This is a genomic window from Duganella alba, assembly GCF_009674495.1.
Classification (GTDB): Bacteria; Pseudomonadota; Gammaproteobacteria; order Burkholderiales; family Burkholderiaceae_D; genus Rugamonas; species Rugamonas alba.
Map to the genome: position 1 here is coordinate 1 of NZ_WKJN01000016.1, position 23,136 is coordinate 23,136.

Annotated in this window: 22 protein-coding genes; 4 read left to right on the plus strand and 18 right to left on the minus strand. The window is 64.1% G+C overall.

The features are described from left to right. From GJ695_RS16610 to leuS, 12 genes are all read right to left on the minus strand, one after another. Positions 1-803 (minus strand): flagellin N-terminal helical domain-containing protein (locus tag GJ695_RS16610; RefSeq protein ID WP_443090089.1); only part of this gene is annotated, 803 nt, incomplete at its 3' end. A gap of 66 nt (positions 804-869) precedes the next feature. After that, positions 870-2,465 (minus strand): SEL1-like repeat protein, encoded by a 1,596-nt coding sequence (locus GJ695_RS16615; protein ID WP_154366618.1) that lies wholly within the window; start codon positions 2,463-2,465, stop codon positions 870-872. A 10-nt stretch (positions 2,466-2,475) separates the two neighbouring features. Then, positions 2,476-4,737, minus strand: a complete 2,262-nt coding sequence (locus GJ695_RS16620) for an EAL domain-containing protein (RefSeq protein WP_154366801.1) — start codon at positions 4,735-4,737, stop codon at positions 2,476-2,478. 12 nt (positions 4,738-4,749) lie between these two features. After that, positions 4,750-6,840 (minus strand): HDOD domain-containing protein, encoded by a 2,091-nt coding sequence (locus tag GJ695_RS16625; RefSeq protein WP_154366803.1) that lies wholly within the window; start codon positions 6,838-6,840, stop codon positions 4,750-4,752. 270 nt (positions 6,841-7,110) lie between these two features. After that, entirely contained in the window at positions 7,111-8,391 is a 1,281-nt protein-coding gene (locus GJ695_RS16630) for a multidrug effflux MFS transporter (RefSeq protein WP_154366619.1), read from the minus strand. A 108-nt stretch (positions 8,392-8,499) separates the two neighbouring features. Further along, positions 8,500-9,702: a THUMP domain-containing class I SAM-dependent RNA methyltransferase gene (locus GJ695_RS16635; RefSeq protein ID WP_371866538.1), complete on the minus strand. Its 1,203-nt coding sequence runs from the start codon at positions 9,700-9,702 to the stop codon at positions 8,500-8,502. A gap of 57 nt (positions 9,703-9,759) precedes the next feature. Beyond that, positions 9,760-10,362: a 2-hydroxychromene-2-carboxylate isomerase gene (locus GJ695_RS16640; protein ID WP_154366621.1), complete on the minus strand. Its 603-nt coding sequence runs from the start codon at positions 10,360-10,362 to the stop codon at positions 9,760-9,762. 9 nt (positions 10,363-10,371) lie between these two features. Next, positions 10,372-10,794, minus strand: a complete 423-nt coding sequence (locus tag GJ695_RS16645) for a CopD family protein (RefSeq protein ID WP_154366623.1) — start codon at positions 10,792-10,794, stop codon at positions 10,372-10,374. 8 nt (positions 10,795-10,802) lie between these two features. Continuing rightward, positions 10,803-12,074, minus strand: coding sequence for a glutamate-5-semialdehyde dehydrogenase (locus tag GJ695_RS16650; RefSeq protein WP_154366626.1), 1,272 nt, complete (start codon positions 12,072-12,074; stop codon positions 10,803-10,805). Positions 12,075-12,094: 20 nt separating this feature from the next. Then, complete coding sequence (holA, locus tag GJ695_RS16655) at positions 12,095-13,111, minus strand: DNA polymerase III subunit delta (protein WP_154366628.1); 1,017 nt, start codon at positions 13,109-13,111, stop codon at positions 12,095-12,097. Positions 13,112-13,120: 9 nt separating this feature from the next. Then, positions 13,121-13,744 (minus strand): LPS-assembly lipoprotein LptE, encoded by a 624-nt coding sequence (locus GJ695_RS16660; RefSeq protein WP_154366630.1) that lies wholly within the window; start codon positions 13,742-13,744, stop codon positions 13,121-13,123. 11 nt (positions 13,745-13,755) lie between these two features. Then, positions 13,756-16,377, minus strand: coding sequence for a leucine--tRNA ligase (leuS, locus tag GJ695_RS16665; RefSeq protein WP_154366632.1), 2,622 nt, complete (start codon positions 16,375-16,377; stop codon positions 13,756-13,758). Positions 16,378-16,575: 198 nt separating this feature from the next. Between leuS and GJ695_RS16670 the strand changes: the two genes are divergently transcribed. From GJ695_RS16670 to map, 3 genes are read left to right on the plus strand one after another with little or no spacing between them, the layout of a single operon-like run. Then, a complete protein-coding gene (locus tag GJ695_RS16670; protein WP_154366634.1) occupies positions 16,576-17,322 on the plus strand; it encodes a helix-turn-helix transcriptional regulator in 747 nt (248 codons plus the stop codon). 43 nt (positions 17,323-17,365) lie between these two features. After that, positions 17,366-17,731: a VOC family protein gene (locus GJ695_RS16675; RefSeq protein WP_154366636.1), complete on the plus strand. Its 366-nt coding sequence runs from the start codon at positions 17,366-17,368 to the stop codon at positions 17,729-17,731. 45 nt (positions 17,732-17,776) lie between these two features. Then, positions 17,777-18,616: a type I methionyl aminopeptidase gene (gene map / locus GJ695_RS16680; RefSeq protein ID WP_154361411.1), complete on the plus strand. Its 840-nt coding sequence runs from the start codon at positions 17,777-17,779 to the stop codon at positions 18,614-18,616. Here map and GJ695_RS16685 read toward each other — a convergent pair. Genes GJ695_RS16685 through GJ695_RS16705 form a run of 5 tightly spaced genes read right to left on the minus strand, consistent with a single transcriptional unit; the run spans position 18,603 to position 21,478 of the window. After that, positions 18,603-18,920, minus strand: a complete 318-nt coding sequence (locus GJ695_RS16685; RefSeq protein ID WP_154366638.1) for a barstar family protein — start codon at positions 18,918-18,920, stop codon at positions 18,603-18,605. The genes map and GJ695_RS16685 overlap by 14 nt on opposite strands. Further along, a complete protein-coding gene (locus GJ695_RS16690) occupies positions 18,920-19,345 on the minus strand; it encodes an ExbD/TolR family protein (protein ID WP_154366640.1) in 426 nt (141 codons plus the stop codon). The genes GJ695_RS16685 and GJ695_RS16690 overlap by 1 nt, the downstream gene beginning before the upstream one ends. 3 nt (positions 19,346-19,348) lie before the next feature. Further along, on the minus strand, positions 19,349-20,017 hold the full coding sequence (locus GJ695_RS16695; protein ID WP_154366642.1) for a MotA/TolQ/ExbB proton channel family protein: 669 nt from the start codon (positions 20,015-20,017) through the stop codon (positions 19,349-19,351). Further along, positions 20,014-20,820: a 4-hydroxy-tetrahydrodipicolinate reductase gene (dapB, locus tag GJ695_RS16700; protein ID WP_154366644.1), complete on the minus strand. Its 807-nt coding sequence runs from the start codon at positions 20,818-20,820 to the stop codon at positions 20,014-20,016. The genes GJ695_RS16695 and dapB overlap by 4 nt, the downstream gene beginning before the upstream one ends. A gap of 13 nt (positions 20,821-20,833) precedes the next feature. Beyond that, on the minus strand, positions 20,834-21,478 hold the full coding sequence (locus GJ695_RS16705; protein ID WP_154366646.1) for an outer membrane protein assembly factor BamE: 645 nt from the start codon (positions 21,476-21,478) through the stop codon (positions 20,834-20,836). 182 nt (positions 21,479-21,660) lie between these two features. On the opposite strand from GJ695_RS16705, the gene fur reads away from it, so the two are divergent. Then, the gene (fur, locus tag GJ695_RS16710) at positions 21,661-22,089 is read left to right on the plus strand and encodes a ferric iron uptake transcriptional regulator (protein ID WP_154361417.1); all 429 of its coding nucleotides are present in this window, start codon (positions 21,661-21,663) and stop codon (positions 22,087-22,089) included. Positions 22,090-22,099: 10 nt separating this feature from the next. Here fur and hrcA read toward each other — a convergent pair whose 3' ends face one another. Then, positions 22,100-23,116, minus strand: a complete 1,017-nt coding sequence (hrcA, locus tag GJ695_RS16715; protein ID WP_154366648.1) for a heat-inducible transcriptional repressor HrcA — start codon at positions 23,114-23,116, stop codon at positions 22,100-22,102. Positions 23,117-23,136: the final 20 nt, after the last annotated feature.

Below are 23,136 nucleotides of genomic sequence, written 5' to 3' on the forward strand. Positions count from 1 at the left end.
CCGGAAATCGCGCCGACCGCCACGCCGTTGACCGCCAGCGCGCCATTGCCCAGGGAGCCGCTGGCGCCGACGGCGCCGGTCAGCGTGGTCACGGCCGACGCCGAGATATCGGTGATGCTGGCGGCATTGATCGCCGCCGCCAGCGCATAGGCGCTGTCGGCGCCCTGCGCCGGCTGCGCGCCCGCCACCGACGCCCCCACCGCAGCATTGTTGATGATCAAATCGCCATATTGCAGCGCGCCCAATACCGCCGTGCCGGCGGTGCTGGCCTGCTGCGGCGCCACGTTCACCCAGCCCAGCGCGCTGCCGGGCATGATCACCGCGCGCGGCAGGCGCAGTTCCAGGCTGTCGCCGGCGTTGGCGCCCACCTGCAGCTGGCGCGAGAACGAACCGTCCAGCAGCGGTTGATTGTTGAAGCGCGTGCTGTCGACGATATCGACATTGGCGGCGACCAGCGCATCGACCTCCTGCTGGAGCGACTGGCGGTCCAGCTTGCTGTTGCTGTCGTTGGCGGCCTGCACCGCCAGCTCGCGCATGCGCTGGTAATTTTCCGTCAACCGGCCGGCCGCGCCATCGGCCAGCTGCACCAGCGAGATGCCGTCGTTGATGTTTTGCGCGGCGCGGTGCAGGCCATTGACCGCCGCCGTCATGCGCGAGCCGATCGCCTGCCCGGCCGCGTCGTCGCTCGCCGAATTGATGCGCAGGCCGCTGGACAGGCGCTGCACATGCACGGCCAGATCCGCGCCCGAACGCGTGTAACTGCGTTGGGCGTTGAGCGACTCGAGATTGGTGTTGATTTGCATGGACGCGACAGAACGGCACTTAACGTCTTATTAACGACAGCGGAAGAAAAGACTTGAGCGCGGCGCTCAGCCCGGCGACGCTTCCATGCGCTCGCGCAGTTGCGCGAGGTGGGCCGGTTCGATGCGGCTGGCGGCGCTGGTGAGGTAGCGCGCGGCGGCGGCAAAGCCGGCGCGTTCGGCCATGGCCAGCCACAGCCAGGCCTGGCCGGCGTCCGCCGGCACGCCCTGCCCGGCCAGGTACATCAGGCCCAGGTTGAACTGCGCGCGCGCGTGGCCCTGGCCGGCGGCCTGCAGATACCAGTGGTGCGCCTGCGCGTAGTCGCGCGGCACACCAAGGCCGTTGTCGTAGCGCAGACCCAGCGCAAACTGCGCCTGCGTGTGATTCTGCTCGGCCGCCTTGCGATACCACTGGTTGGCCTGGTGGCAGTCGGGCTGCGGACCGTCGTCGTTGTCGAACAGCAGACCGAGGCTGTACTGGGCCGCCGCGTAATCCTGCTCGGCCGCGCGCCGGTACCAGCCCATCGCCTTGCGGTAATCCTGCGGCACGCCGCGTCCCGTTTCGTAGCGCAGGCCCAGGTCGAACTGCGCGCGCAAGTGGCCCTGGTCGGCCGCCTTGCGATACCAGAAGATGGCCTCCTGATGATCCATCACCACGCCATGGCCGGCGTCGTACAGCAGGCCCAGATGGTACTGCGCGTCGGGAAAGCCCTGCTCCGCCGCCTTGCGATACCAGAGCTGCGCCAGTTCGTAATCCTGCTCGACGCCCTGGCCATGGTCGTAGCGCAGGCCCAGGTTGTTCTGCGCCGCCGCGTGGCCCTGTTCGGCCGCCTTGCGATACCAGTCCAGCGCCTTCTGCTCGTCGCGCGGCACGCCCTGGCCGTTATCGTAGATCAGGCCCAGGTTGAACTGCGAGCTGGCGTGGTCCTGCTCGGCCGCGCGGCGATACCACAGGATGGCCTTCTGCGAATCCTGCGTGATGCCGTCGCCCTTGTCGAAGCGCAGCGCCAGGTTGAACTGCGCCGGCGCATAGCCCTGGTCGGCCGCCTTGCGATACCACGACAGCGCCTGCCCCACGTCCTGCGGCACGCCCTGTCCATTGTCGTAGCGCAGGCCGAGGTTGAACTGCGCGCGCGCATAGCCCTGCTCCGCCGCCTTGCGATACCAGAAGATGGCCTGCTTGAAGTCCTGCGGCACGCCCTTGCCGGTGTCGTACATCATGCCGAGATTGTTCTGCGCGCCGGCGTCGCCCTGTTCGGCGGCCTTGGCAAACCAGTGCATGGCCTGCTGCGTGTCGTTGGCCACGCCCTGGCCCTTGGCGTACAGCCAGCCCAGGTTGTACTGCGCCGCCGCGTAGCCCTGCTCCGCCGCCTTGCGATACCAGGCCGCGGCCTCCTCGAAGTCCTGCGCCACGCCCTGACCCTTCTGGTACATCACGCCCAGGTTGTACTGCGCGTGCTCCAGTCCCGACTGCGCGGCCTGGCGATACCACACCACCGCCAACTCGAAGCTCTGCGCCACGCCCTGGCCGTTGAAATACATGAAGCCCAGGCTGTGCTGGGCGTTGGCGACGCCGCGCTCGGCCAGTCCCTTCACGCGCAGGAATTCAGCAGTGTAGGTACTGCCGTTATTCGCATCGGCTTCGTTGGGACTGTATTTCGTCATGCTTGCTTAATCAGGCCTGGATCGCGATCATCGCCGGTTGATGGTCGACCAGGCTGGGCACCGCATGCAGTCCCACCGGCGGCGACAGGCGGTGGCTCTGCTCCTGCAGCACGTCGATGAAGCTGGCCAGCGAAATCGGCCGGTGGTACAGATAGCCCTGCATGGTGCTGCAGCCGTTGGCCTCCAGGTAGCGCGCCTGGATGTCGGTCTCCACGCCTTCCGCCACCAGGTGCAGGCCGAGGCCGCGCGCGATCGAGATGATCGCCAGGATCACCGGATAGTGGCCGTTCTCGTCGTGGATCTCCTTGACGAAGGACTGGTCGATCTTGATGGTGTGGATCGGGAAGCGGTGCAGATACGCCAGCGACGAATAGCCGGTGCCGAAATCGTCGATCGCCACCGACACGCCCAGCTGGCACAACTTGTTGAGCTGCTCGATCGCATACTGCGGATTGCGAATGCAGATGTTCTCGGTGATCTCGACTTCGATCTGCGCCGGCGAAATGCCGTAGCGCGTCAGCGCGCCGCGCATCTTCTCGAAGAAGTCGCCCCGGTCCAGGTATTGCGGCGACAGGTTCAGCGACAGGCGGATCGCCTCGCCGCCGGCCGCGTTCCATTGCAGCAGGTCGCGGCACAGGGCGCCCAGCATCCAGTCCGAGATCGGCAGCATCAGGCCATTCTCTTCGGCGAACGGCAGGAACTCGCCGGCCGACAGCAAGCCGCGCTGCGGATGGTTCCAGCGCATCAGCCCTTCGGCGCCGATGATGCGCCCCGACGAGACGTCGACCTGCGGCTGGTAGTACATTTCCAGCTCGTTGTGCTCCAGCGCCTTGCGCAGCGCCTGCTCCAGCGCGATCTTCTGGTGCGACACGTCGAGCATCGAGTTGTGATAGAAGCTGTGGCCATTCTTGCCCAGCGCCTTGACCTGGTACATGGCGATGTCGGCGTGGCGCAGCAGCTCGTCGATGGTCTCGCCGTCGCCCGGATAGATGGCGATGCCGATCGAGGCCGAGATGTGCACCTCGTGTCCATCGAGATCGAACGGCCGTTGCAGGCTTTCCAGGAACTTGTCGGCGATGGCCTTGGCGTCTTGGCGGTCGCGCAGCTCCGGCAGCACGATGGTGAATTCGTCGCCGCCCTGGCGCGCCAGCGTGTCGCCGCGGCGCAGGCAGTCCTTCAGGCGCGTGGCCACCTGTTGCAGCAGCTCGTCGCCCTTGACGTGACCCAGCGTGTCGTTGACCAGCTTGAAGCGGTCCAGGTCGACGAACATCACCGCCAGTTCGGTCAGCTTGCGCTTGGCCTGGATCACGGCCAGGCCCAGGCGGTCCTTGAACAGCATGCGGTTCGGCAGGTCGGTCAGGATGTCGTGGTAGGCCTGGTAGGAAATCACTTCCTCGGCGCGCTTGCGGTCGGTGATGTCGCGCGCCACGCCGTAGGTGCCGAAGAACTCGCGCGTCTTCACGTCGTGGTCGGGAATGTGCATGCCGATCGCGTTGAGCGAAATCGTCATCAGCGTGTTGTTGAAGGTGCGCTCGACACCGCCGCCGGCGCCGCTGCCGACATTGCACTTCAGGCGCAGCTCGACGTTGCGCGAGGCGCGTTCGTCGACGCGGCGCTCGTTGAAGGCGTAGCGCGCGCGCTCCTGGTCTTCATCGTGCACCAGCACCGAGTAGTGCTTGCCGATCAGCTCTTCGCGGCTGAAGCCCAGCAGCTGCTGCACGCGGTCGTTGATGAAGGTGAACTTGCCTTCGTGGTTCAAGGTGTAGATGATGTCCGGCGACGAATCGACCAGATAGCGGTACATCTTTTCCGAGTTTTCCAGCTGGCCGGCGATGCGCTCGTTCTCGACGGCGAGCTGACGCTTCTGCAGCGCGTTCTTCACCGTCTTGAGCAGCTCCTCGCGGCTGTATGGCTTGCGCAGGTAGTCGTAGGCGCCGCGCTTCAGCGCGCCGATGGCTGCTTCGATGCCGACATCGCCGCTCATCATGATGACATCGCAGTCGATGTCGCGAGCGTTGATGTAATCCATGATCTCGTGGCCGCTCATATCGGGTAGGCGCAGGTCGAGCAGGATCAGATCGAATTTCAGCTTGGTCAGCTGGGCCAGCGCTTCACTGCCGCAGGTCGCGGTCACCAGATGGTAATCGCGATCGCGCAGCAGTTCGTAGAGTGAGGACAGCAAACGCGGTTCATCATCTACAAGGAGAAGGCGGGGACAGTTATCGGCGGACAAAGGTTCGACGGGGGCTAGGTCGAAAGAGTTCAGATTCATCATGGCCTTAACTTAAGCGGAATCCATCACCCGCGTTTGCACGCCGGCGACTTGGCTGGTACTGCCCTTGGCGGGCAGCAGGATTTCAAAGGTAGTACCCGTCTTGCCCGAACGGCAGGTAATCAGGCCTTGCATTTTCTTCACCAGGCTATGGACGATGGACAGTCCGAGCCCGTGATGCGCGCCTTCCTTGCTGCTGCGAACAGGAGAGAACAGGTTGGCCAATACTTCGGCCGACAGCCCTGGACCGGTGTCGCTGACCACCAGTTCCAGATACAGCTTGCGTTCACGATTGACGTGACCGCGGTTCGAAATCTCGATCTTGCCGCCGTCGGCCATGGCTTCGACGGCGTTCTTGATCAGGTTCACCAGGATTTGTTTGAGCAGGTCGGCGTCGCCGTCGATCTCGGCCGGCTCCTCCTGCATGCGCACCACGATCTGCACCGAGGCCGGCACGAAGTCGGTGGCGCGGAACAGGCGCAGCACGTCGTCCACCACCTTGCCGACGTCGGTGACGCGCGAGGTTTCGGTCGGCTGCAGGTCGGCCAGGCCGTTGATCAGCTGGCCGACGCGGTCGATCTCCTCGTTCAGGATCGACATCTCGCCGACCACCGGCTCGCGCCGCGCCAGCTTGCTGTCCAGGACCGACAGGTAGTTCTTGATGATCGACAGCGGGTTGTTCACCTCGTGCACCACGCGGCGCGACGCTTCGCGGTATTCCTCCGCCACATGGGCGATCTGGCGCTTGGCGTGACCGCGCTCGCTCATCGCCGTTTCCAGCGCGGCGGCGGCCTGGGTGCCGAACGATTGCAGGAAGCGCTCGCGCTTTTGCAGGCCTTGCAGCTGCCAGGCCGGCGCGCCGCCGATCAGCACACCGAGGCAGCGCTGGTTGGCCACCAGCGGCAGGCATACCATGCTGTCGCTGCCGAGGATGCGGAACAGCTGTTCTTCCGACACGCTGTTGGCCTGGCCATCGCGGCTCACATACGCCAGCTTGCGCTCCAGCGCCGACTGCGCCACGGCGCCGCCCTTGTTCAGGGGGATGACGAATTCGGCCAGGCGCTGCTGGTGGTCGCCGGTGGCCATGCCGTGCAGCGCGTGGCCGGTGGGATTCTCCAGCAGCAGCACGGCGTTTTCCAGGTCGAACAGGATGCGCGCCGAACGGGTGATCGCTTCCAGCAGGCCCGCTTCGCCGTGCTGGCGCGCGAAGGTCTGGCCCATCTCGGACACCAGCATGATGTTGCGCACTTCTTCCGACAGGCGCTGCTGCACCGGATCGACCACCGGCGGCGCGTAGGCCGCGGGCGCCACGATGTCGTCGGCGCCGGCCAGGTCGATGCCCAGGTAGTTGGCGGACTTTTCCACCTGGCGCGCGGCGTTGCTGATGATCTGTTCCAGCTTGTCGCCATCGAGGTTGCACAGGCGCGCCGCGTCCTCGATCGCATCTTCCAGGTCTTCGTGGCAGCACAGCAGGTGCGCCAGGCGCACGATGCGGATCAGCGGATGCGCCGCTTCCAGGCGGGTGATCGGCTCATGGTGATACAGCACGCTGTCGGCCAGGAAGGAATCCAGGTTCCAGCGTTCGATCAGCCAGGCTCCCGCTTCCGAGTGGGTGATTTGCAGCGTGCGCTGTTCGACGGCGCACAGGTCTTCGTCGTCGCGCGCGGTGAAGTTGAAGGCGTATTCTTTCGGCGCCGTGGCCAGCAAGGCCAGGCGGCCGACGTTGTGCAGCAGGCCGGCCAGGTAGGCCTCTTCGACGTGCGGATATTCCATCTGGCGGGCGATGTCGCGCGCGATGACGGCGGTGGTCAAGGAGCCTTTCCAGAAGCCGCGCAGGTCGGTGCTGGCCGAATGGGGGAAGCTGTTGAAGGTCTGGAACACCGATTCGCTGATCACCAGCGTCTTGATCATGTCGGTGCCGAGCGACACCAGCGACTGCTCCAGGCCCACCGTGCGCTGATTGCGATGGTAGGCCGAGCTGTTGGCGACGGTCAGGATCTTGCTGGTCATCGCCGCATCCTTGGCGATGAGGGCGGCCAGCTCCGGCATGCCGGCGTCGTCGGCTTGCAGGTGCTCAATCAACTTGATGAGGATCTGCGGCATGGCCGGCAGACGGGCAATCAAGAGTCGATTGCGAATATCATGGTCAGATTGTTGATGCATCGTATCAAACATTGCCGCCAGTAGACATCGATCAGGGGATGGAATTCAACGGCCAAATTCCACCGACGTTAGGTTTTATGCGGGTTCCAAGCGCGTTTGAAGCCTAAAATAATCGCGCCAAAAAATTATCTTAGCATAAAGTCTGATAATAACTTAACACCGAGCAAAATTTCTTCCTAAACTAAGTCAATTTCTTGTCGTTAATATTTATCAGCCCGGATAGCGCGTTAGCATGCGCCGGTAATGACGCGACGTCAACCACAAAGCTAGAGCAGAGGCACAAAAGCCCATCTGTCCGAGGGCTAGCCACAGCGCCGAGTGTGCCAGGAAAGGCGCGATCACCCCCGCCACGATCGCTCCCAGCAGCGTCACCGCGAACGACTGCACCGAGGCCACCGTGCCGCGGATGTGCGGGAACAGGTCCAATGCCAGCAAGGTCGCACCGGGCGCCACCACCGACATGCCGAAGGTATAGAACAGCATCGGCAGCACCGTCCACGGCAGCGCCGGCGGCAGGAACGCGTGGTAGATCACGTTGATGGTGGCGGCCGCCAGCAGGAAGCAGAAGCCGATGCCGATCTGTCGCGAAAATGTCATTTTGCCGGCGATGCGGTTGGCCGCCAGCGCACCGAGGAAGATCCCGCCCACCGACGGAATGAACAGCCAGGCGAACTGCGAGGCGCCCAGGTGCAGCTGCTCGGGCAGGAACACGGGCGCCGCCGAGATATAGATAAACAGGCCGGCGAAGTTCAGCGCCACCACGCCGGTCTTCAGGTGGAACAGCGGCGAGCGCAGGATTTCGCTGTAGTTGCGCAGCAGGTGGCGCGGATTGAACGGGTGGCGCTTTTCCGGCGGCAGCGTCTCCGGCAGGCGGCGGTAGCAGAAGATGAACAGCAGCGTGCTGTAGGCCAGCAGCGACAGGAAGATCGAGCGCCAGTCGAACAGCGTGACGATCCAGCCGCCCAGCACCGGCGCGATGGCCGGCGCGATCGAGAAGATCATGGTCACCAGCGACAGCAGGCGCGCGGCGGCGGGGCCGTCATACAGGTCGCGGATGATGGCGCGTCCCACCACCACGCCGGCGCCGGCCGACACGCCCTGCATGATGCGGAACACCCACAGGTAGTGGACGGTGTGGGCGGCGGCGCAGCCCAGCGTGCCGATGGCGAACATGGCCAGCGACACCAGGATCACGTTGCGGCGGCCGAAGGCGTCGGACAGTGCGCCATGCCACAGCACCATGCCGGCGAAGGCCAGCATATAGAAGGTAAGGCTTTGCTGCACTTCCAGCGGCGTCGCGTGCAGCGTGGCCTGGATATTGGGGAAAGCCGGCAGATAGGCGTCGATGGAGAACGGCCCGATCATCGACAGCGCAGCCAGCATGACGGCCAGCGCGGCGGCGGTCAGGGGCTTGCGGTGCGACGGTTCAGGGGGAGGCACATCGAGGTCATCGTCCTGGTCGGGCAGGTCGGCGGACGGAGTTGGCAGCATAAATCGTTTTCCTTTCGGCGCGCGCTTTCCCCCCCAAGCGGTGCGCATAGGCTAGGGTCTGACCCCAGAGGGGTCAGACCCCGCGTGGCCCTGCGGGGTTCAGCGCGGTTAGATTTCTTTTGGCTTCGCGGCTTCGCGGCGGTTGAACCCCGCCACCATATCGAAGCGGAACAAGCGGCATTCCAGCGCGCCGTTGAAGAACGGCGTCTTGCGCGATTCCTTCAAGCGCAGCAGCTTCGGCACGCCCAGGTCCGCCGTGAACAAATACACCGTCCAGCCAGCAAAGCGCTGCTTCAGCGTCGAACTGAAATCGGCATAGAAACTGTTCGCCATCTCATCCTGCGGCACCGTGCTGTCGCCACGCACGCCAATCCGCTCGCCATACGGCGGATTGGTCAGCAAAATACCCGGCTCGGTGGTCGGCGCCTGCACCTGCTGCGCCTCGATCTGCTTCAACGGCACGTCAAACAGAATGCCCGCGCTGCGCAGATTGTGGCGCGCCATCTCCACCATATCGCCCGAGATGTCGGAACCGAAAATGGTCGGTGCGGCCGGCAGCGGATTCGGCTTGATCGCCGCCTTCATGTCCTGCCACGGCGCGGCGTCGAAATCATGGAACTTCTCGAACGCGAAACGGCGGCGCGCGCCCGGCGGCACGCCCTGCACCATCTGCGCCGCTTCGCACAGGATGGTGCCGGAACCGCACATCGGGTCGAACAGCGGCATGCCCGGCTTCCAGCCCGACACGCGCAGCAGGCCGGCGGCCAGGTTCTCGCGCAGCGGCGCGTCGCCGGTCTCGGTACGCCAGCCGCGCTTGAACAGCGCCTCGCCCGAAGTGTCCAGGTAAACGATGAACTGGTGCGCGTCGACGAAGCCAAAGATACGCATGTCCGGTTCCTTGGTATCGACCGAAGGACGCTTCTTGTATTGATCGAGGAAGCGGTCGCAGATCGCGTCCTTGATCTTCAGCGTGGTGAATTCCAGGCTTTTCAGCGGCGACTTCACCGCCGTGAGATCCACGCGGATGGTGTGGTCGTAGCCGAACCACTCTTCCCACGGCTGCTCCAGCGTCAGGTCGTAGATGTCGTTCTCGTTCTTGTAGCCGCCGGCGGCCATGCGCATCAGCACGCGCGACGCGATGCGCGAGTGCAGGTTCATGCGGTAAGCGTCGGTCAGCTCGCCCGAGGCGTGCACGCCGCCGGGGACTTCGTTGTGCACCTTCATGGTGGTGCTTTGTTGCGCGATTTCGCGCAGTTCTTCGGCTAACGCCGCTTCCATGCCGCGCGGGCATGGGCAAAAGAAGGATGCCATAGGTGTACCTTTTGTCCGTTAAAAAAATGCGCGCCGCCCACGCGGGCGCGGCGCCGTTTACTTCATCATTGCGCGTTCCAGGAAGTCCAGACGATCCTGGCCCCAGAAACTCTCGCCTTCCAGCACGTACCACGGCGAACCGAACACACTCAGTGCATTCGCGTCCTCCGTATTACGGTCATACTCCGCCTGCGCACTGGCCGTTTCGGCCGACTTGATCAGCGCGCGGCCATCGAGCTCGCAGCTGCCGGCGATCTGCGCCAGCGTGGCCTCGTCGCCGACGTTGCGGTCTTCCGCCCACAGCGCGCGCATGATGGCGCCGGTCAGCCGCAAGGCCACGTCGGTGCCGTGCGAAATGCGCGCGGCGACGATCATCTTGTTGGCCAGCTCCGGCGACACCGGGAAAAACTGCGGCTGCGTCTTGAGCGGAATCTCCAGGTGTTCCGCCCAGCGCGCCAGCTCCAGCAGGCGGTAAGCCTGCCGCTGCGGCGCGCGCTTCGCCAGCGGCAAGCCGCCGGACACGCCAAACACCTTGCCCAGATCGCAGGGCTTCAATTCAATCTGCACGCCATACCTGGCCGCCAGGGCGACCAGGCGCTCATGGCCCAGGTAGGCCCACGGCGAATGCGCTGCAAAGAAGTACTGGCAAACTTTGCTCATGACGCTTCCTTAGAAAGGCTTGACTACCACCAGCAGCACAATCGCCAGCATCGCAAACACCGGCAACTCGTTAAATACGCGGAACCACTTGTGGCTGCGCTTGTTCTCGCCGCGCTCGAAGCGCTTCAGGATGCCGCCGCACATATGGTGGTAGCCGATCACCAGCACCACCAGGGTCAGCTTGGCGTGCAGCCAGCCCGGCATGTGCGCGCCGTACGCCATATAGATCAGGGCCGCCCCGAACAGCACCGCAAACACCGACAGCCACATCGAAAAGCGATACAGCTTGCGCGCCATCAGCAGCAGGCGCGCGGTGGTGTTCTTGTCGGTCTCCATCGCCAGGTTGACGAAGATGCGCGGCAGGTAGAACACGCCGGCCATCCAGGCCATCACAAAGAAGATGTGCAGTGCTTTGATCCAGAGGTACAGCATAACGCTCCTTATTGTCTTACTTCTCCGTGGCCAAGTACCACGTATTTCAGCGAGGTCAGACCTTCCAGGCCGACCGGGCCACGTGCATGCAGCTTGTCGTTGGAGATGCCGATCTCCGCGCCCAGGCCGTATTCGAAACCGTCCGCGAAACGCGTCGAGGCGTTGACCATCACCGACGCCGAATCGACTTCGCGCAGGAAGCGCATCGCCGCCGTATGGTCTTCGGTGATGATCGCCTCGGTGTGCTTGGACGAATAATGGTTGATGTGCTCCATCGCCTCGTTCATGTCGGCGACGATCTTCACCGACAGGATCGCCGCCAGGTATTCGGTCGACCAGTCCTCTTCGGTGGCGGCCACCAGGTGCGGGTAGCCGGCCGCGGCGAGGATCGCCATCGCTTCCGGATCGGCGCGCAGTTCGACCTGTTTGGTCGCGTACAGCCTGGCCAGTTCCGGCAGCACCGCCGGCGCGATCGAACGCGCCACCAGCAGCGTTTCCATGGTGTTGCAGGTGCCGTAGCGGTGGCACTTGGCGTTGAAGCCGATGTCGACCGCCTTCTTCATGTCGGCCTTGGCGTCGATGTAGACGTGGCAGATGCCGTCCAGGTGCTTGATCATCGGCACCGTGGCCTCTTCCATCAGGCGCGCGATCAGGCCCTTGCCGCCGCGCGGCACGATCACGTCCACGTACTGCGGCATGGTGATCAGGGCGCCGACGGCGGCGCGGTCGGTGGTCTCCACCACTTGCACGCCGTCTTCCGGCAGGCCGGCGCCGGTCAGACCTTCCTTGACCAGCCTGGCCAGCGCGCGGTTGCAGTGGATCGCTTCCGAGCCGCCGCGCAGGATGGTGGCGTTGCCGCTCTTGATGCACAGGCCCGCCGCGTCCACCGTCACGTTGGGACGCGACTCGTAGATGATGCCGATCACGCCCAGCGGCACGCGCATCTGGCCGACCTGGATGCCGGTCGGGCGGAATTTCAGGCCGGAGATTTCACCGATCGGGTCCGGCAGCGCGACGATCTGGCGCAGGCCTTCGACCATCGTGGCGATCGCCTTGTCCGACAGGGCCAGGCGGTCCAGCATGGCCGGCGCCAGACCGTTGGCGGCGGCGGCGTCCATGTCCTGCCTGTTGGCGGCGCGCAGGGCGTCGGCATCGCGTTCGATCGCGTCGGCGATCAGCGTCAGCGCGCGGTTGCGCTGCGCGCTGTCGGCACGGGCCATGGCGCGCGATGCCTTGCGCGCCTGCTGGCCCAGTTGTTCCATGTAGTGCTTGATATCCATCGTTGTCCCGTTCGAGCGGGTCAGCCGCGGGCGACCTTCAGCGCCAGTTGGAGCATGGCGTCCCAGGCATCGCCGGCGTGCGCTTTCGCGCGCAGACCCTTGATCATCTTGTCCACTTGCGCGGCGTCCTTCAGTGCCGCTTCCAGCGTCGGCAGCGAAATGCGGCGCAGCGCCGGGTCCATCATGCGTTCCTTCGGTCCCCAGATGCGGTGCTCTTTCAGCAGCGCCCCCAGCGGACGGCCCTGCGCCATGCCGGCCTTCAGCTTGAGCAGCGTGCGGATTTCCTCCGACACCGCCCACAGCACCAGCGGCAGCGCTTCGCCCTCGCCTTTCAGGCCTTCCAGCATGCGCACCAGGCGCGCCGGATCGCCCGACAGCATCGCCTCACTGAGCTTGAACACATCGTAGCGCGCCACATTCAGCACCGCGTCGTGCACCTGCTCGTAGGTCAGCTTGCCCGGCTCGTGCAGCAGGGCCAGTTTCTGAATCTCCTGATGGGCCGCAAGCAGATTGCCTTCCACGCGATCCGCGATGAAATCAATGCTCTGCCGGTCCGCGCTCTGCCCTTGTGCGGCAAGGCGCTGGCCTATCCAATTGGGCAAATGCGCCCGTTCCACCTGCGGGATGTCGATATACACCGCCGCCTGTTGCAGACTGGCGACCCAGGCCGCCTTCTGCGTCTGCCAGTCCAGCTTTGGCAGCGTGATCAAAGTCAGGTTGTCCGGACTCAGATCTTTTACATAATTTTGCAGCGCCGCGCCGCCATCCTTGCCCGGCTTGCCGGTCGGGATGCGCAGCTCGATCAGCTTCTTGTCACCGAACAGCGACAGCGCCTGGTTGGCGGCCAGCAGCTCGCCCCACTTGAAGCTGCGCTCCACGGTCAGCACGTCGCGCTCGGAATAGCCCTGCGCGCGCGCGGTCTTGCGGATCTTGTCCGCAGCCTCCAGCGCCAGCAAGTGCTCGTCGCTGGTGATGACGTACAGCTGCGACAGCGATTTGCTCAAATGGCCGTCCAGCGCCTCCAACCGTAATTGCATGCGGCGCCTTTACTGAATCGGCACGGCCGGCGGTATCGTCGACGGCTGGCCCGATGGCTGCGCGCCGGTCGGCGCCGGGCCAGGCGGCGACAGCGACACGCCGGCCGTCTTGACGGCGGCGATGCGGCGCATCATCTGCTGTACCAGGTCGGTTTGCATGTCCTTGTACAGCAGCGCCTCTTCCTGCTCTTTCGCCAGCAGCTGGGTTTCGTTAAAGTCGATCGGGCGGGTCAGCGTGATCTGCGTTGGCCCCAGCAGTTCCTGGCCCTGCTTGTCGAGGACGCGGAACACGATGTTATACGTCAGCAGGTACTGACGCACGCGGCCATTGTTGTTCAGCGACAGAATGGTCTTGGTCTTGGTCTTTTCCGGATTGGTCAGGACTTCGATCACGCCATCGGCCTGCTTGGCGTCGCTGACCACGGCGGTGCCGCCGTTGGCGCGGATGTTGCGCTTCAAATCAATCGCCAATGGCGACGTCTCCGGCAGCCCCACGTAGATCGTCGGGAACGGCAGCGTGTAATGGCCGCCGTCGCCGCGCAGGTGGAAGCCGCACGCCGACACCGTCAGCGCGGTGGCCAGCACGGCGGCATACAGCGCGCCGCGACGGAAAAACTTCAGAGTAGTCGCCATATTCGATCCGCTTAAACCACGATGTTAACCAGCTTGCCCGGCACCACGATGACCTTCTTCGGCGTGCCTTCGATGAACTTCTGCACCGCTTCGTTGGCCAGTGCGGCGGCTTCGATGGCGGCCTTGTCGGCGCCCTTGGCCACCACCACGCTGCCGCGCAGTTTGCCGTTCACCTGAATCATCATCTCGATTTCCGATTGTTCCAAGGCGGCTGGATCAACTTGCGGCCATTGCGCGTCGAGGATGTCGCCGGCATAGCCCAGCTCTTTCCACAGCACGTGGGTGATGTGCGGCGCCACCGGGTTCAAGAGGCGCAGGAAGATCGCGTAGCCTTCCGACAGCACGGCCGCTTCCACGTCCTTGGCCGATTCCAGCGTGTTGAGCATCTTCATGCAGGCCGAGACCACGGTGTTGTACTGGATGCGCTTGACGTCGTAGTCGGCCTGCTGCAGCACCTTGTGCACTTCGCGGCGCAGCGTCTTGCCGGCGTCGGAGGTGGCGCTAGCGACCAGCGGCGCGCCGGCGGCGGCGATGGCTTCACGCTGCGCATAGCCGAAGGCCCACACGCGGCGCAGGAAGCGGTTGGCGCCTTCGACGCCGCTGCCCGACCATTCCAGCGTCTGTTCCGGCGGCGAGGCGAACATGGTGAACAGGCGCGCGGTATCGGCGCCGTATTGTTCGATCTGCGCTTGCGGGTCGATGCCGTTGTTCTTCGACTTCGACATCTTCTCGGTGCCGCCGATCTGCACCGGCTGGCCGTCTTCCTTGAGGATCGCGCCTTGCGGGCGGCCCTTGTCGTCCAGCGACAGGTCGACGTCGGCCGGGTTGAACCAGATCTTCTTGCCGGAGTCTTCTTCACGGTAGTAGGTCTCGTTCAGCACCATGCCCTGGGTCAGCAGGTTGGTGAACGGCTCGTCGAACTTCACCAGGCCGAAGTCGCGCATCACCTTGGTCCAGAAGCGCGCGTACAGCAGGTGCAACACGGCGTGTTCGATACCGCCGATGTACTGGTCCATCGGCATCCAGTAATCGTTGCGGGCGTCGACCATGGCGTCGTTCGAGCCCGGCGAGGTATAGCGCATGTAGTACCACGACGAATCGACGAAGGTATCCATGGTGTCGGTTTCGCGGCGCGCAGGCTTGCCGCACTGCGGGCAGTCGCACTTGAGGAAGGCTTCGTACTTGTTCAGCGGGTTGCCGCTGCCGTCCGGTACGCAGTCTTCCGGCAACACCACCGGCAGATCTTTTTCCGGCACCGGCACCGAACCGCAATCGGCGCAGTTGATCATCGGGATCGGCGTGCCCCAGTAGCGCTGGCGCGAGATACCCCAGTCGCGCAGGCGGAAGGTGATCTTCTTCTCGCCCAGGCCCTTGGCGGCCATGTCGGCGGCAACCGCGTCCACCGCTTCGGCGTAGCGCAGGCCGTCGTACTTGCCGGAGTTGGTGACGATCGAAATCTCTTTGTCGCCATACCATTCCTGCCAGGCGTCGGTGGAGAATTCCTGGCCTTCGGCACGGATCACCTGCTTGAGCGGCAGATTGTATTTTTTGGCGAAGGCGAAATCGCGTTCGTCGTGCGCCGGCACGCCCATGACGGCGCCGTCGCCGTAGGTCATCAGCACGTAGTTGCCGACCCAGACTTCGACCTGGTCGCCGGTGATCGGATGGGTGACGAACAGGCCGGTCGGCATGCCCTTCTTCTCCATGGTCGCCATGTCGGCTTCGATCACGGAGCCCAGCTTGCATTCGGCGTTGAAGGCGGCCAGTTCCGGATTGGTCTGCGCGGCCAGCACGGCCAGCGGGTGTTCCGCCGCCACGGCGCAGAAGGTCACGCCCATCACGGTGTCCGGACGGGTGGTGAAGACGTACATCTTGCCGTCGCCGATCAGGGCGCCATCGGCATCCTTGATCTGGTGCGGGAAGGCGAAGCGCACGCCGGTCGATTTGCCGATCCAGTTCGACTGCATGATGCGCACGCGCTCAGGCCAGCCTGGCAGCTTGTCGTCGACATAGCCCAGCAGCTCGTCGGCGTAGTCGGTGATGCGCGCGTAGTACATCGGGATCTCGCGCTTCTCGATGACCGCGCCCGAGCGCCAGCCCTTGCCGTCGATGACCTGTTCGTTGGCCAGCACGGTCTGATCGATCGGGTCCCAGTTCACGGTGCCGGTCTTTTTGTAGATGATGCCTTTTTCCAGCATCTTCAGGAACATCCACTGGTTCCACTTGTAGTATTCCGGTTTGCACGCGGTCATTTCGCGCGACCAGTCGATGGCCAGGCCCATGAGCTCCATCTGCGAGCGCATGTGGGCGATGTTCGAGTAGGTCCATTGCGCCGGCGGCACGTTGTTGGCCATGGCCGCGTTCTCGGCAGGCATGCCGAAGGCGTCCCAGCCCATCGGCATCAGCACGTTGTAGCCGTTCATGCGCAGATAGCGGTACATCACGTCGTTGATCGTATAGTTGCGGACGTGGCCCATGTGCAGCTTGCCCGATGGGTAAGGCAACATGGAGCAGGCGTAGTACTTACCTTTCGGGAAGCGCGGGTCGTGCTCGACGGCTTTGTAGGCGTCGATGGCCTTCCAGTGGGATTGCGCGGCTTTTTCTACGTCGGCGGGACTATATTTATCTTGCATGATCGATGACGGCCAAAAGTGAATATGAACCGGGCATTATACCTTGAGGCCGGGGGTTGTACGCGGTAGCGACGGGGTGGCGGCTGGCGGATTCTATAAAATATGCGATTGCATGCTTTACCCCTCAACCGGTGAGTCGCCGTCGGGGTCAGACCCCTTTGTGGCCCTGCGGGGTTGGACAAACGTATAATTTGTGTCATGTTTTATCGCGAATATCCACCCCACCCTGCCCTGGCGGCGCATGTGGACTGCGTTTGGGCGGCTCGGGCGCCCGGGGGCGGGGCCGCCCATCGCGTGCTGCCGGATAATTGCGTGGATATTCTTTGGCAGGATGGCAAGCAGCCCGGCTTTGCTGTCGGCATGATGTCTTCGTCGATCCTGGTCGCCAGCGAGCAGCCGCTGCAAACACTCGCCGTGCGTTTCAAACCCGGCATGGCCGGCCTGCTCCTCGCCACGCCGCTGAACATCCTTACCGATCAGCGCGCGGATATCGACCTGCTATGGGGCCGCAGCGACGCCGACCGGCTGGCCGATGCGCTGTGGACCAGCGAGGCGCCGGAACGCGCCCGCCTCGCACTCATCGAACAGGAACTGCTGCGGCGCCTGCGCGGCGGCGGCACGCCGCTGGTGCAGCGCGCCTTGCGGGCGCTCAATCACAGCGCCGGCGATCTGCGCATCGAAGACCTGGCCGCCCAGCTGCGCGTATCGCGCCAGCACCTGGCGGCCCAATTCCGCGACCACGTCGGCCTGTCGCCCAAGCTGTACGCGCGGATCTGCCGCTTCCGCCGGGCCGCGGCCACGCTCAAGGCCACGCCCGCGCCGGATTGGGCCGAACTCGCACTGGCCTGCGGCTACTTCGACCAATCCCACCTGATCCACGATTTCCAGGAATTCGCCGGCAGCGCGCCCGAACGATTCCATTTTTCCAATCGACCCGCACCGTGATATGCCAAGATGATGTTTTACCCAACTTTACGGAGACAACATCATGATCAAGGGACTGCGCACGGTGGCCTACCCGGTCGCCGACCTGGCCGCCGCCAAGGACTGGTACAGCACGGTATTCGGCGCCCAGCCTTACTTCGACCAGCCGTTCTACGTCGGCTTCAACATCGGCGGCTTCGAGCTGGGCCTGATCCCGGACGGCACGTCGGGCACCGCCGGCAGCACGGTCTACTGGGGCGTGGAGGATATCGAAGCGGAAGTCACGCGCATCACCTCGCTGGGCGCGACGGTGCATGGCGCCATCCAGGACGTCGGCGAGAGCATCCGGACGGTGGAACTGGCCGACCCGTTCGGCAATATCCTGGGGCTGATCTACAACCCCCACTTCGATTTGGCTGCGGTGCGCTAACGAATGTGGCACACTACTGCCTCTGCAAAATAAAGAGGTAGCGCCATGTCCCGCCGTAACGCCAATCTGATTAAAACGCCCGAGCAAATGGTTCAGGCCCGCGTCGCCGCCCAGCTGGCGGCCGATGTGCTGACCATGATCGCTCCACACGTCAAACCAGGCGTGACCACGGCTTACCTCGACCAGCTGTGCAACGACTACATCGTCAACGTGCAGCAGGCGATTCCGGCCAACGTCGGCTACGGCGGCTTCCCGGCCACCGTGTGCAGCTCGGTCAACCACGTGGTGTGCCACGGCATTCCGTCAGCCGAGCAGGTGCTGAAAAACGGCGACATCATCAACATCGACGTCGCCGTCATCAAGGACGGCTGGCACGGCGACACCAGCCGCATGTACTACGTCGGCGAGCCGTCGAAGCCGACCCGCAAGCTGGTGGAGACCACCTACGCGGCGATGTGGGCCGGCATCCGCGCGGTGAAGCCGAAGGCGACGCTGGGCGATGTGGGCTTCGCGATCCAGACCGTGGCCGAGAAAGCCGGCTACAGCGTGGTGCTGGACTACTGCGGCCATGGCATCGGCATGGTCTACCACGAAGATCCGCAGGTGACCCACTACGGCCGTCCGGGCCAGGGCATGGTGCTGAAACCGGGCATGCTGTTCACCATCGAACCGATGATCAACGCCGGCAAGGCGGCAACGAAGGAATTGAGCGACGGCTGGACCGTCGAGACGCGCGACAAATCGCTGTCGGCGCAGTGGGAGCACATGGTGCACGTGACCGAGACCGGCTTCGAGGTGCTGACGCTGGCGCCCGGCGAAACCGGCGCCAAGGCGCAGATCCCGAACGCCGTGCCGGCCGGCGTGGAACCTTCTAGCGCAGCGTAAGTTTCAGGGCCGGCTTCTCGCCGTAGTCTTCGTAGCGCTCGTTGATGCCGGCCACGCAGTACGTCATTTCTTCCAGGATGTCGGGCTGCATGGCCGCCGTGTCCTTGATGACGATTTCCAGCACTTCGTTCGGCTTCAGGCGGAACTTGCTCATGCCGTCTTCATCGCGCAGGTAACTCAGGCAATCGACCCAGGCGTCCATGGTATTGCCGTAACTGTCGGGAAAGCCCAGCACCGCCTTGCACTCCGAGTGAAAGCCGGCGAAATCCTTGATGGCTGCGCCATTCAGTTCTGCGGTTGCCATTATTTTTTCTCCTTGGGATCGGTGACGAAGCCCAATTTCGTTAATCCATTGCTCTGCGCGGCGGCCATCACCTGCGCCACGATTTCGTAGCGGGTGTCCTTGTCGGCGCGCAGTTGCAGTTCCGGTTGCGGCTCCAATTTGGCCGCGTCGACCAGGCGCGCCTGCAGCGCCTCCTGTCCGACCGGATCGTTATTCCAGAATATCCGTCCCTTGCCGTCGATCGACAGCGTGACCGTGGCGGCCGGCGTCGATGGCGTGGCGGCGGCCTGCGCCTTCGGCAGCTCCAGCTGCACCGAGCCGGTGAACATCGGCGCGGCCAGGATGAAAATCACCAGCAGCACCAGCATCACGTCCACCATCGGCGTGACGTTGATGTCGGCCATCGGGCCGGGATTGCGGTGGTGGTTGAAGGAGCCGAAGGCCATGGCCTACTTCCTGGTCAGATAGGCGTGCAGGTCGTGCGCAAACGCGTCCAGCTCGGCCAGCGTCAGACGGTTGACGCGGTTGAAGCCGTTGTACGCCAGCACGGCGGGAATCGCCACGGTCAGGCCGATGGCGGTCATCACCAGCGCCTCGCCCACCGGGCCGGCCACTTTGTCGATCTGCACCGTGCCGTGCGACGACACATTGGCCAGCGCGTGATAAATGCCCCACACGGTGCCCAGCAGGCCGACGAACGGCGCGGTGGCGCCGATGGAGGCCAGCATGGTCAGGCCGCCCTCAAGGCGGTTGGTGGAACGCTGGATCGCCGCGCGCAGCACGCGCGTGACTTGCGCCGCGCGGTCCATTTCGCCGCCCAGCGACGGCCGCTCGGCCGCGCGCAGCTGCGTCGCGCCCTGTTCGGCCAGCGGCAGGAAAATCTTTTCGGGATCGGCCAGCGTCAGCGCGGCCACGCCATCCTGCATGGTCGGCGCGTCCCAGAAGCTTTGCAGCGCCGGCGCGCTGCGGCGCACACGGTACGCCGCATACGCCTTGGCCAGGATGAAGAACCAGCTGACCAGCGACATCGCCAGCAACACGAACGCTACCGCGTGGCTGATGGCGTCGCCCTGTTCCCAGAAACGGGCCAGGGTGAATTGGCTGGCGCCCGGATTCATTGGTCTTTCAGGCCCAGCACGTCGTACATGTCGAACAGGCCGGTCGGCTTGTCGGCCAGGTAGCGGCAGGCGCGCAGCGCGCCGTGCGCGTAGGTGACGCGGCTGCTGGATTTGTGGCTGATCTCGATGCGCTCGCCGATGCCGGCAAACAGCACGGTGTGGTCGCCGACGATGTCGCCGCCACGGATGGTGGCGAAGCCGATCGACGACGGATCGCGCTCGCCGGTCACGCCTTCGCGCGCGTAGACGGCGCATTCGTTCAGGTCGCGGCCCAGCGCATCGGCGATGACTTCGCCCATTTTCAGCGCGGTGCCGGACGGCGCATCGACCTTGAAACGGTGGTGGGCTTCGACGATTTCGATGTCGTAGCCGGTGGACAGCGCCTTGGCGGCCTGCTCCAGCAGCTTCATCGTGACGTTGACGCCAACGCTGAAGTTGGGCGAGAACACGATGGCGGTTTTCCTGGCCGCCTCGGCGATGGCGGCTTTGCCGGCCTCGTCGAAACCAGTGGTGCCGATCACCAGCTTGATGCCGTGCTCGGCGCAGTATTTCAGGTGTTCCAGCGTCGCTTCCGGACGGGTGAAGTCGATCAGGAACTGCGCGCCGGCCAGGCCTTTGCCGAATTCCGATGCCACGGCCACGCCGGCCGGCTTGCCGAGGAAGGCGGCGGCGTCGGCCTGCTCGGAACCGGCGCGGTCCAGCGCGCCCGACAGGCGGGCGTCGTCGGCGTTCTGCACGGCTTCGATCAGGATGCGGCCCATGCGGCCGCCGGCGCCGGCGATGGCGATGTTCATTACGGTCATGCTGGAATCCCTGTTATTTCTTGTCGTTGCTGATCGTCACGCCCACCGGCGAGGCGGCGGCCGGATTGTCGGTGCCCGATGGCAGCGGCGCGGTGGGCGCCGGCTTGGCCAGCACGGCCTCGTCCGCCGCTTCCTTCTTGGCGCTGCGCGCCGGGCCGGCGATACGGGCGATGTATTCTTTCTCGGTCGGCAGGTTGCCGCCTTCCCAGCGCTCGACCTTGTTGTCCTTGTCGAAGAACACGATCACGCGGCTGGTGGTGATTTCGCCGTTGCCGCGCGCCAGGCGGAAGGCGTAGTCCCAGCGGTTGCCGTGGAACGGGTCGGTCAGCAGCGCGGTGCCGAAGATGAAGCGGACCTGGTCCTGCGTCATGCCGACTTTCAGTTGAGACAACATTTCTTCGGAAACGAAGTTACCCTGCTGGATGTCCGGACGGTACGGCGACAGGAACCACATGAAACGTTGCAGCTTGGTAATAGTGGTGGTTTGCGCGCCCTTGCTGGCGTCCAGCGTTGGTGCGGCGTCTTGAACCTCGGTGGATTTCTCGCCCAGGGTGGTTTTGGTCGCGCAGCCGCCCAGCGCCAGCGCCACGCATGCCGCGGTGGCGATAGGAGTGAAACGGTGCAACAAAGACTGCGAAAAAGCCTGGGTGACGCGCATAAATGTCCTCAATCTGGTCGAGCGTAAGTGCCGAAAAACGCTATATCATAAAGCACTCGCTGCGGGATGGGGCATTATCCGCCAAAACAAGTGCAAATCTTTGTAAATGCAAAATTCCGGACGGCCCCGGAGTGCGTTAAACTAGCGCCTAGCTATCGCCAACCACATTAAGAGTCACGACCATGGGTAACAATCCTGCCGATCTGAAGGCCAGCGGCCTCAAAGCCACGCTGCCACGCATCAAAATCCTGGATATTTTCCAGAACAGCGAAGTGCGCCACCTGACCGCCGAGGATGTCTACAAGATCCTGCTGGCCGACAATATGGATGTGGGCCTGGCCACCGTCTACCGCGTGCTGACCCAGTTTGAACAGGCCGGCCTGCTGAACCGCAACCACTTCGAGAGCGGCAAGGCCATCTTCGAGCTGAACGCCGGTTCGCACCACGACCACCTGGTGTGCCTGGACTGCGGTCACGTGGAAGAGTTTTACGACGAAGCCATCGAAGACCGCCAGCACGCCATCGCCAAGGAGCGCGGCTTCAAGATCGCCGAGCACGCGCTGGCCATCTACGGCAACTGCACCAAGGCAGTCTGCCCGCACCGCCCTTAAAATCCCCGGTTTAATTGTGGCTGAGGGCGTTCGATAGCAGCTTGGCCGTGATGTCGACGATCGGGATCACCCGTTCGTAGGCCATCCGCGTCGGGCCGATCACGCCCAGCGTGCCGACGATCTTGCCGTTGGCCGTGTACGGCGCGGTGACCACGCTCATTTCGTCCATCGGCACCAGGCTCGATTCCCCGCCAATGTAGATCTGCACGCCGCTGGCCTTGGCCGACACGTCGAGCAGCTGCATCAGCCCGGTCTTCTGCTCGAACATGTCGAACATCTGCCGCAGCGACGTCATGTTGGACGACAGGTCGCTGACCGACAGCAGGTTGCGCTCGCCGGAAATCACCATATTGCCGGTATCGTCGTTCATCGCCTCGCTGCCCGCTTCGACCGCCACCTGCATCAGGCGGCCCATGTCGTCGCGCAGCTGGCGCAGTTCGCTTTGCAGGCGCGTGTGGACTTCGTCGAAGGCCAGGCCGCCGTAATTCTGGTTGATGTAGTTGGCCGACTGCACCAGTTGCGCCGGGCTGTAGTCCACATCGGTCAACAGCAGACGGTTCTGCACGTCGCCGTTGGGCGCCACGATCACCAGCAGGATGCGCTTTTCGCCCAGGCGCAGGAATTCGATCTGCTGGAACACCGACTCGCGGCGCGGACTGAGCACCACGCCGGCAAACTGCGACAGCGACGACAGCATCTGCGCCGCATTCGAAATCATCTTCTGCGGCTGCGGCGCCTGCAGGCGCATGCGCGCGTCCATCGCGTGCTCGTCCATGTGCTGCACCGTCAGCAGCGTGTCGACAAAGATGCGGTAGCCGCGCGGCGTCGGCACCCGGCCGGCCGAGGTGTGCGGGCTGGCCACGTAGCCCAGCTCCTCCAGGTCCGCCATGATGTTGCGGATGGTGGCCGGCGACAGCTCCAGGCCGGAGATCTTGGAAAGCGCGCGCGAGCCTACCGGCTGGCCGTCCGCGATATAGCGTTCCACCAGGGCTTTGAGCAGGGTTTGTGCGCGGTTGTCGAGTTGCATGCTAAATATCAGTGTTTGCC

Coding starts and splice junctions, on each gene's coding strand:
- GJ695_RS16645 (WP_154366623.1), bottom strand. CDS start 10,794: ATGCTGTACCTCTGGATCAAAGCACTGCACATCTTCTTTGTGATGGCC.
- holA (WP_154366628.1), bottom strand. CDS start 13,111: ATGCAATTACGGTTGGAGGCGCTGGACGGCCATTTGAGCAAATCGCTG.
- GJ695_RS16660 (WP_154366630.1), bottom strand. CDS start 13,744: ATGGCGACTACTCTGAAGTTTTTCCGTCGCGGCGCGCTGTATGCCGCC.
- GJ695_RS16640 (WP_154366621.1), bottom strand. CDS start 10,362: ATGAGCAAAGTTTGCCAGTACTTCTTTGCAGCGCATTCGCCGTGGGCC.
- GJ695_RS16685 (WP_154366638.1), bottom strand. CDS start 18,920: ATGGCAACCGCAGAACTGAATGGCGCAGCCATCAAGGATTTCGCCGGC.
- GJ695_RS16615 (WP_154366618.1), bottom strand. CDS start 2,465: ATGACGAAATACAGTCCCAACGAAGCCGATGCGAATAACGGCAGTACC.
- GJ695_RS16690 (WP_154366640.1), bottom strand. CDS start 19,345: ATGGCCTTCGGCTCCTTCAACCACCACCGCAATCCCGGCCCGATGGCC.
- GJ695_RS16630 (WP_154366619.1), bottom strand. CDS start 8,391: ATGCTGCCAACTCCGTCCGCCGACCTGCCCGACCAGGACGATGACCTC.
- dapB (WP_154366644.1), bottom strand. CDS start 20,820: ATGACCGTAATGAACATCGCCATCGCCGGCGCCGGCGGCCGCATGGGC.
- GJ695_RS16670 (WP_154366634.1), top strand. CDS start 16,576: ATGTTTTATCGCGAATATCCACCCCACCCTGCCCTGGCGGCGCATGTG.
- leuS (WP_154366632.1), bottom strand. CDS start 16,377: ATGCAAGATAAATATAGTCCCGCCGACGTAGAAAAAGCCGCGCAATCC.
- GJ695_RS16635 (WP_371866538.1), bottom strand. CDS start 9,702: ATGGCATCCTTCTTTTGCCCATGCCCGCGCGGCATGGAAGCGGCGTTA.
- GJ695_RS16625 (WP_154366803.1), bottom strand. CDS start 6,840: ATGCCGCAGATCCTCATCAAGTTGATTGAGCACCTGCAAGCCGACGAC.
- GJ695_RS16705 (WP_154366646.1), bottom strand. CDS start 21,478: ATGCGCGTCACCCAGGCTTTTTCGCAGTCTTTGTTGCACCGTTTCACT.
- hrcA (WP_154366648.1), bottom strand. CDS start 23,116: ATGCAACTCGACAACCGCGCACAAACCCTGCTCAAAGCCCTGGTGGAA.
- GJ695_RS16695 (WP_154366642.1), bottom strand. CDS start 20,017: ATGAATCCGGGCGCCAGCCAATTCACCCTGGCCCGTTTCTGGGAACAG.
- fur (WP_154361417.1), top strand. CDS start 21,661: ATGGGTAACAATCCTGCCGATCTGAAGGCCAGCGGCCTCAAAGCCACG.
- GJ695_RS16650 (WP_154366626.1), bottom strand. CDS start 12,074: ATGGATATCAAGCACTACATGGAACAACTGGGCCAGCAGGCGCGCAAG.
- GJ695_RS16675 (WP_154366636.1), top strand. CDS start 17,366: ATGATCAAGGGACTGCGCACGGTGGCCTACCCGGTCGCCGACCTGGCC.
- map (WP_154361411.1), top strand. CDS start 17,777: ATGTCCCGCCGTAACGCCAATCTGATTAAAACGCCCGAGCAAATGGTT.
- GJ695_RS16620 (WP_154366801.1), bottom strand. CDS start 4,737: ATGAATCTGAACTCTTTCGACCTAGCCCCCGTCGAACCTTTGTCCGCC.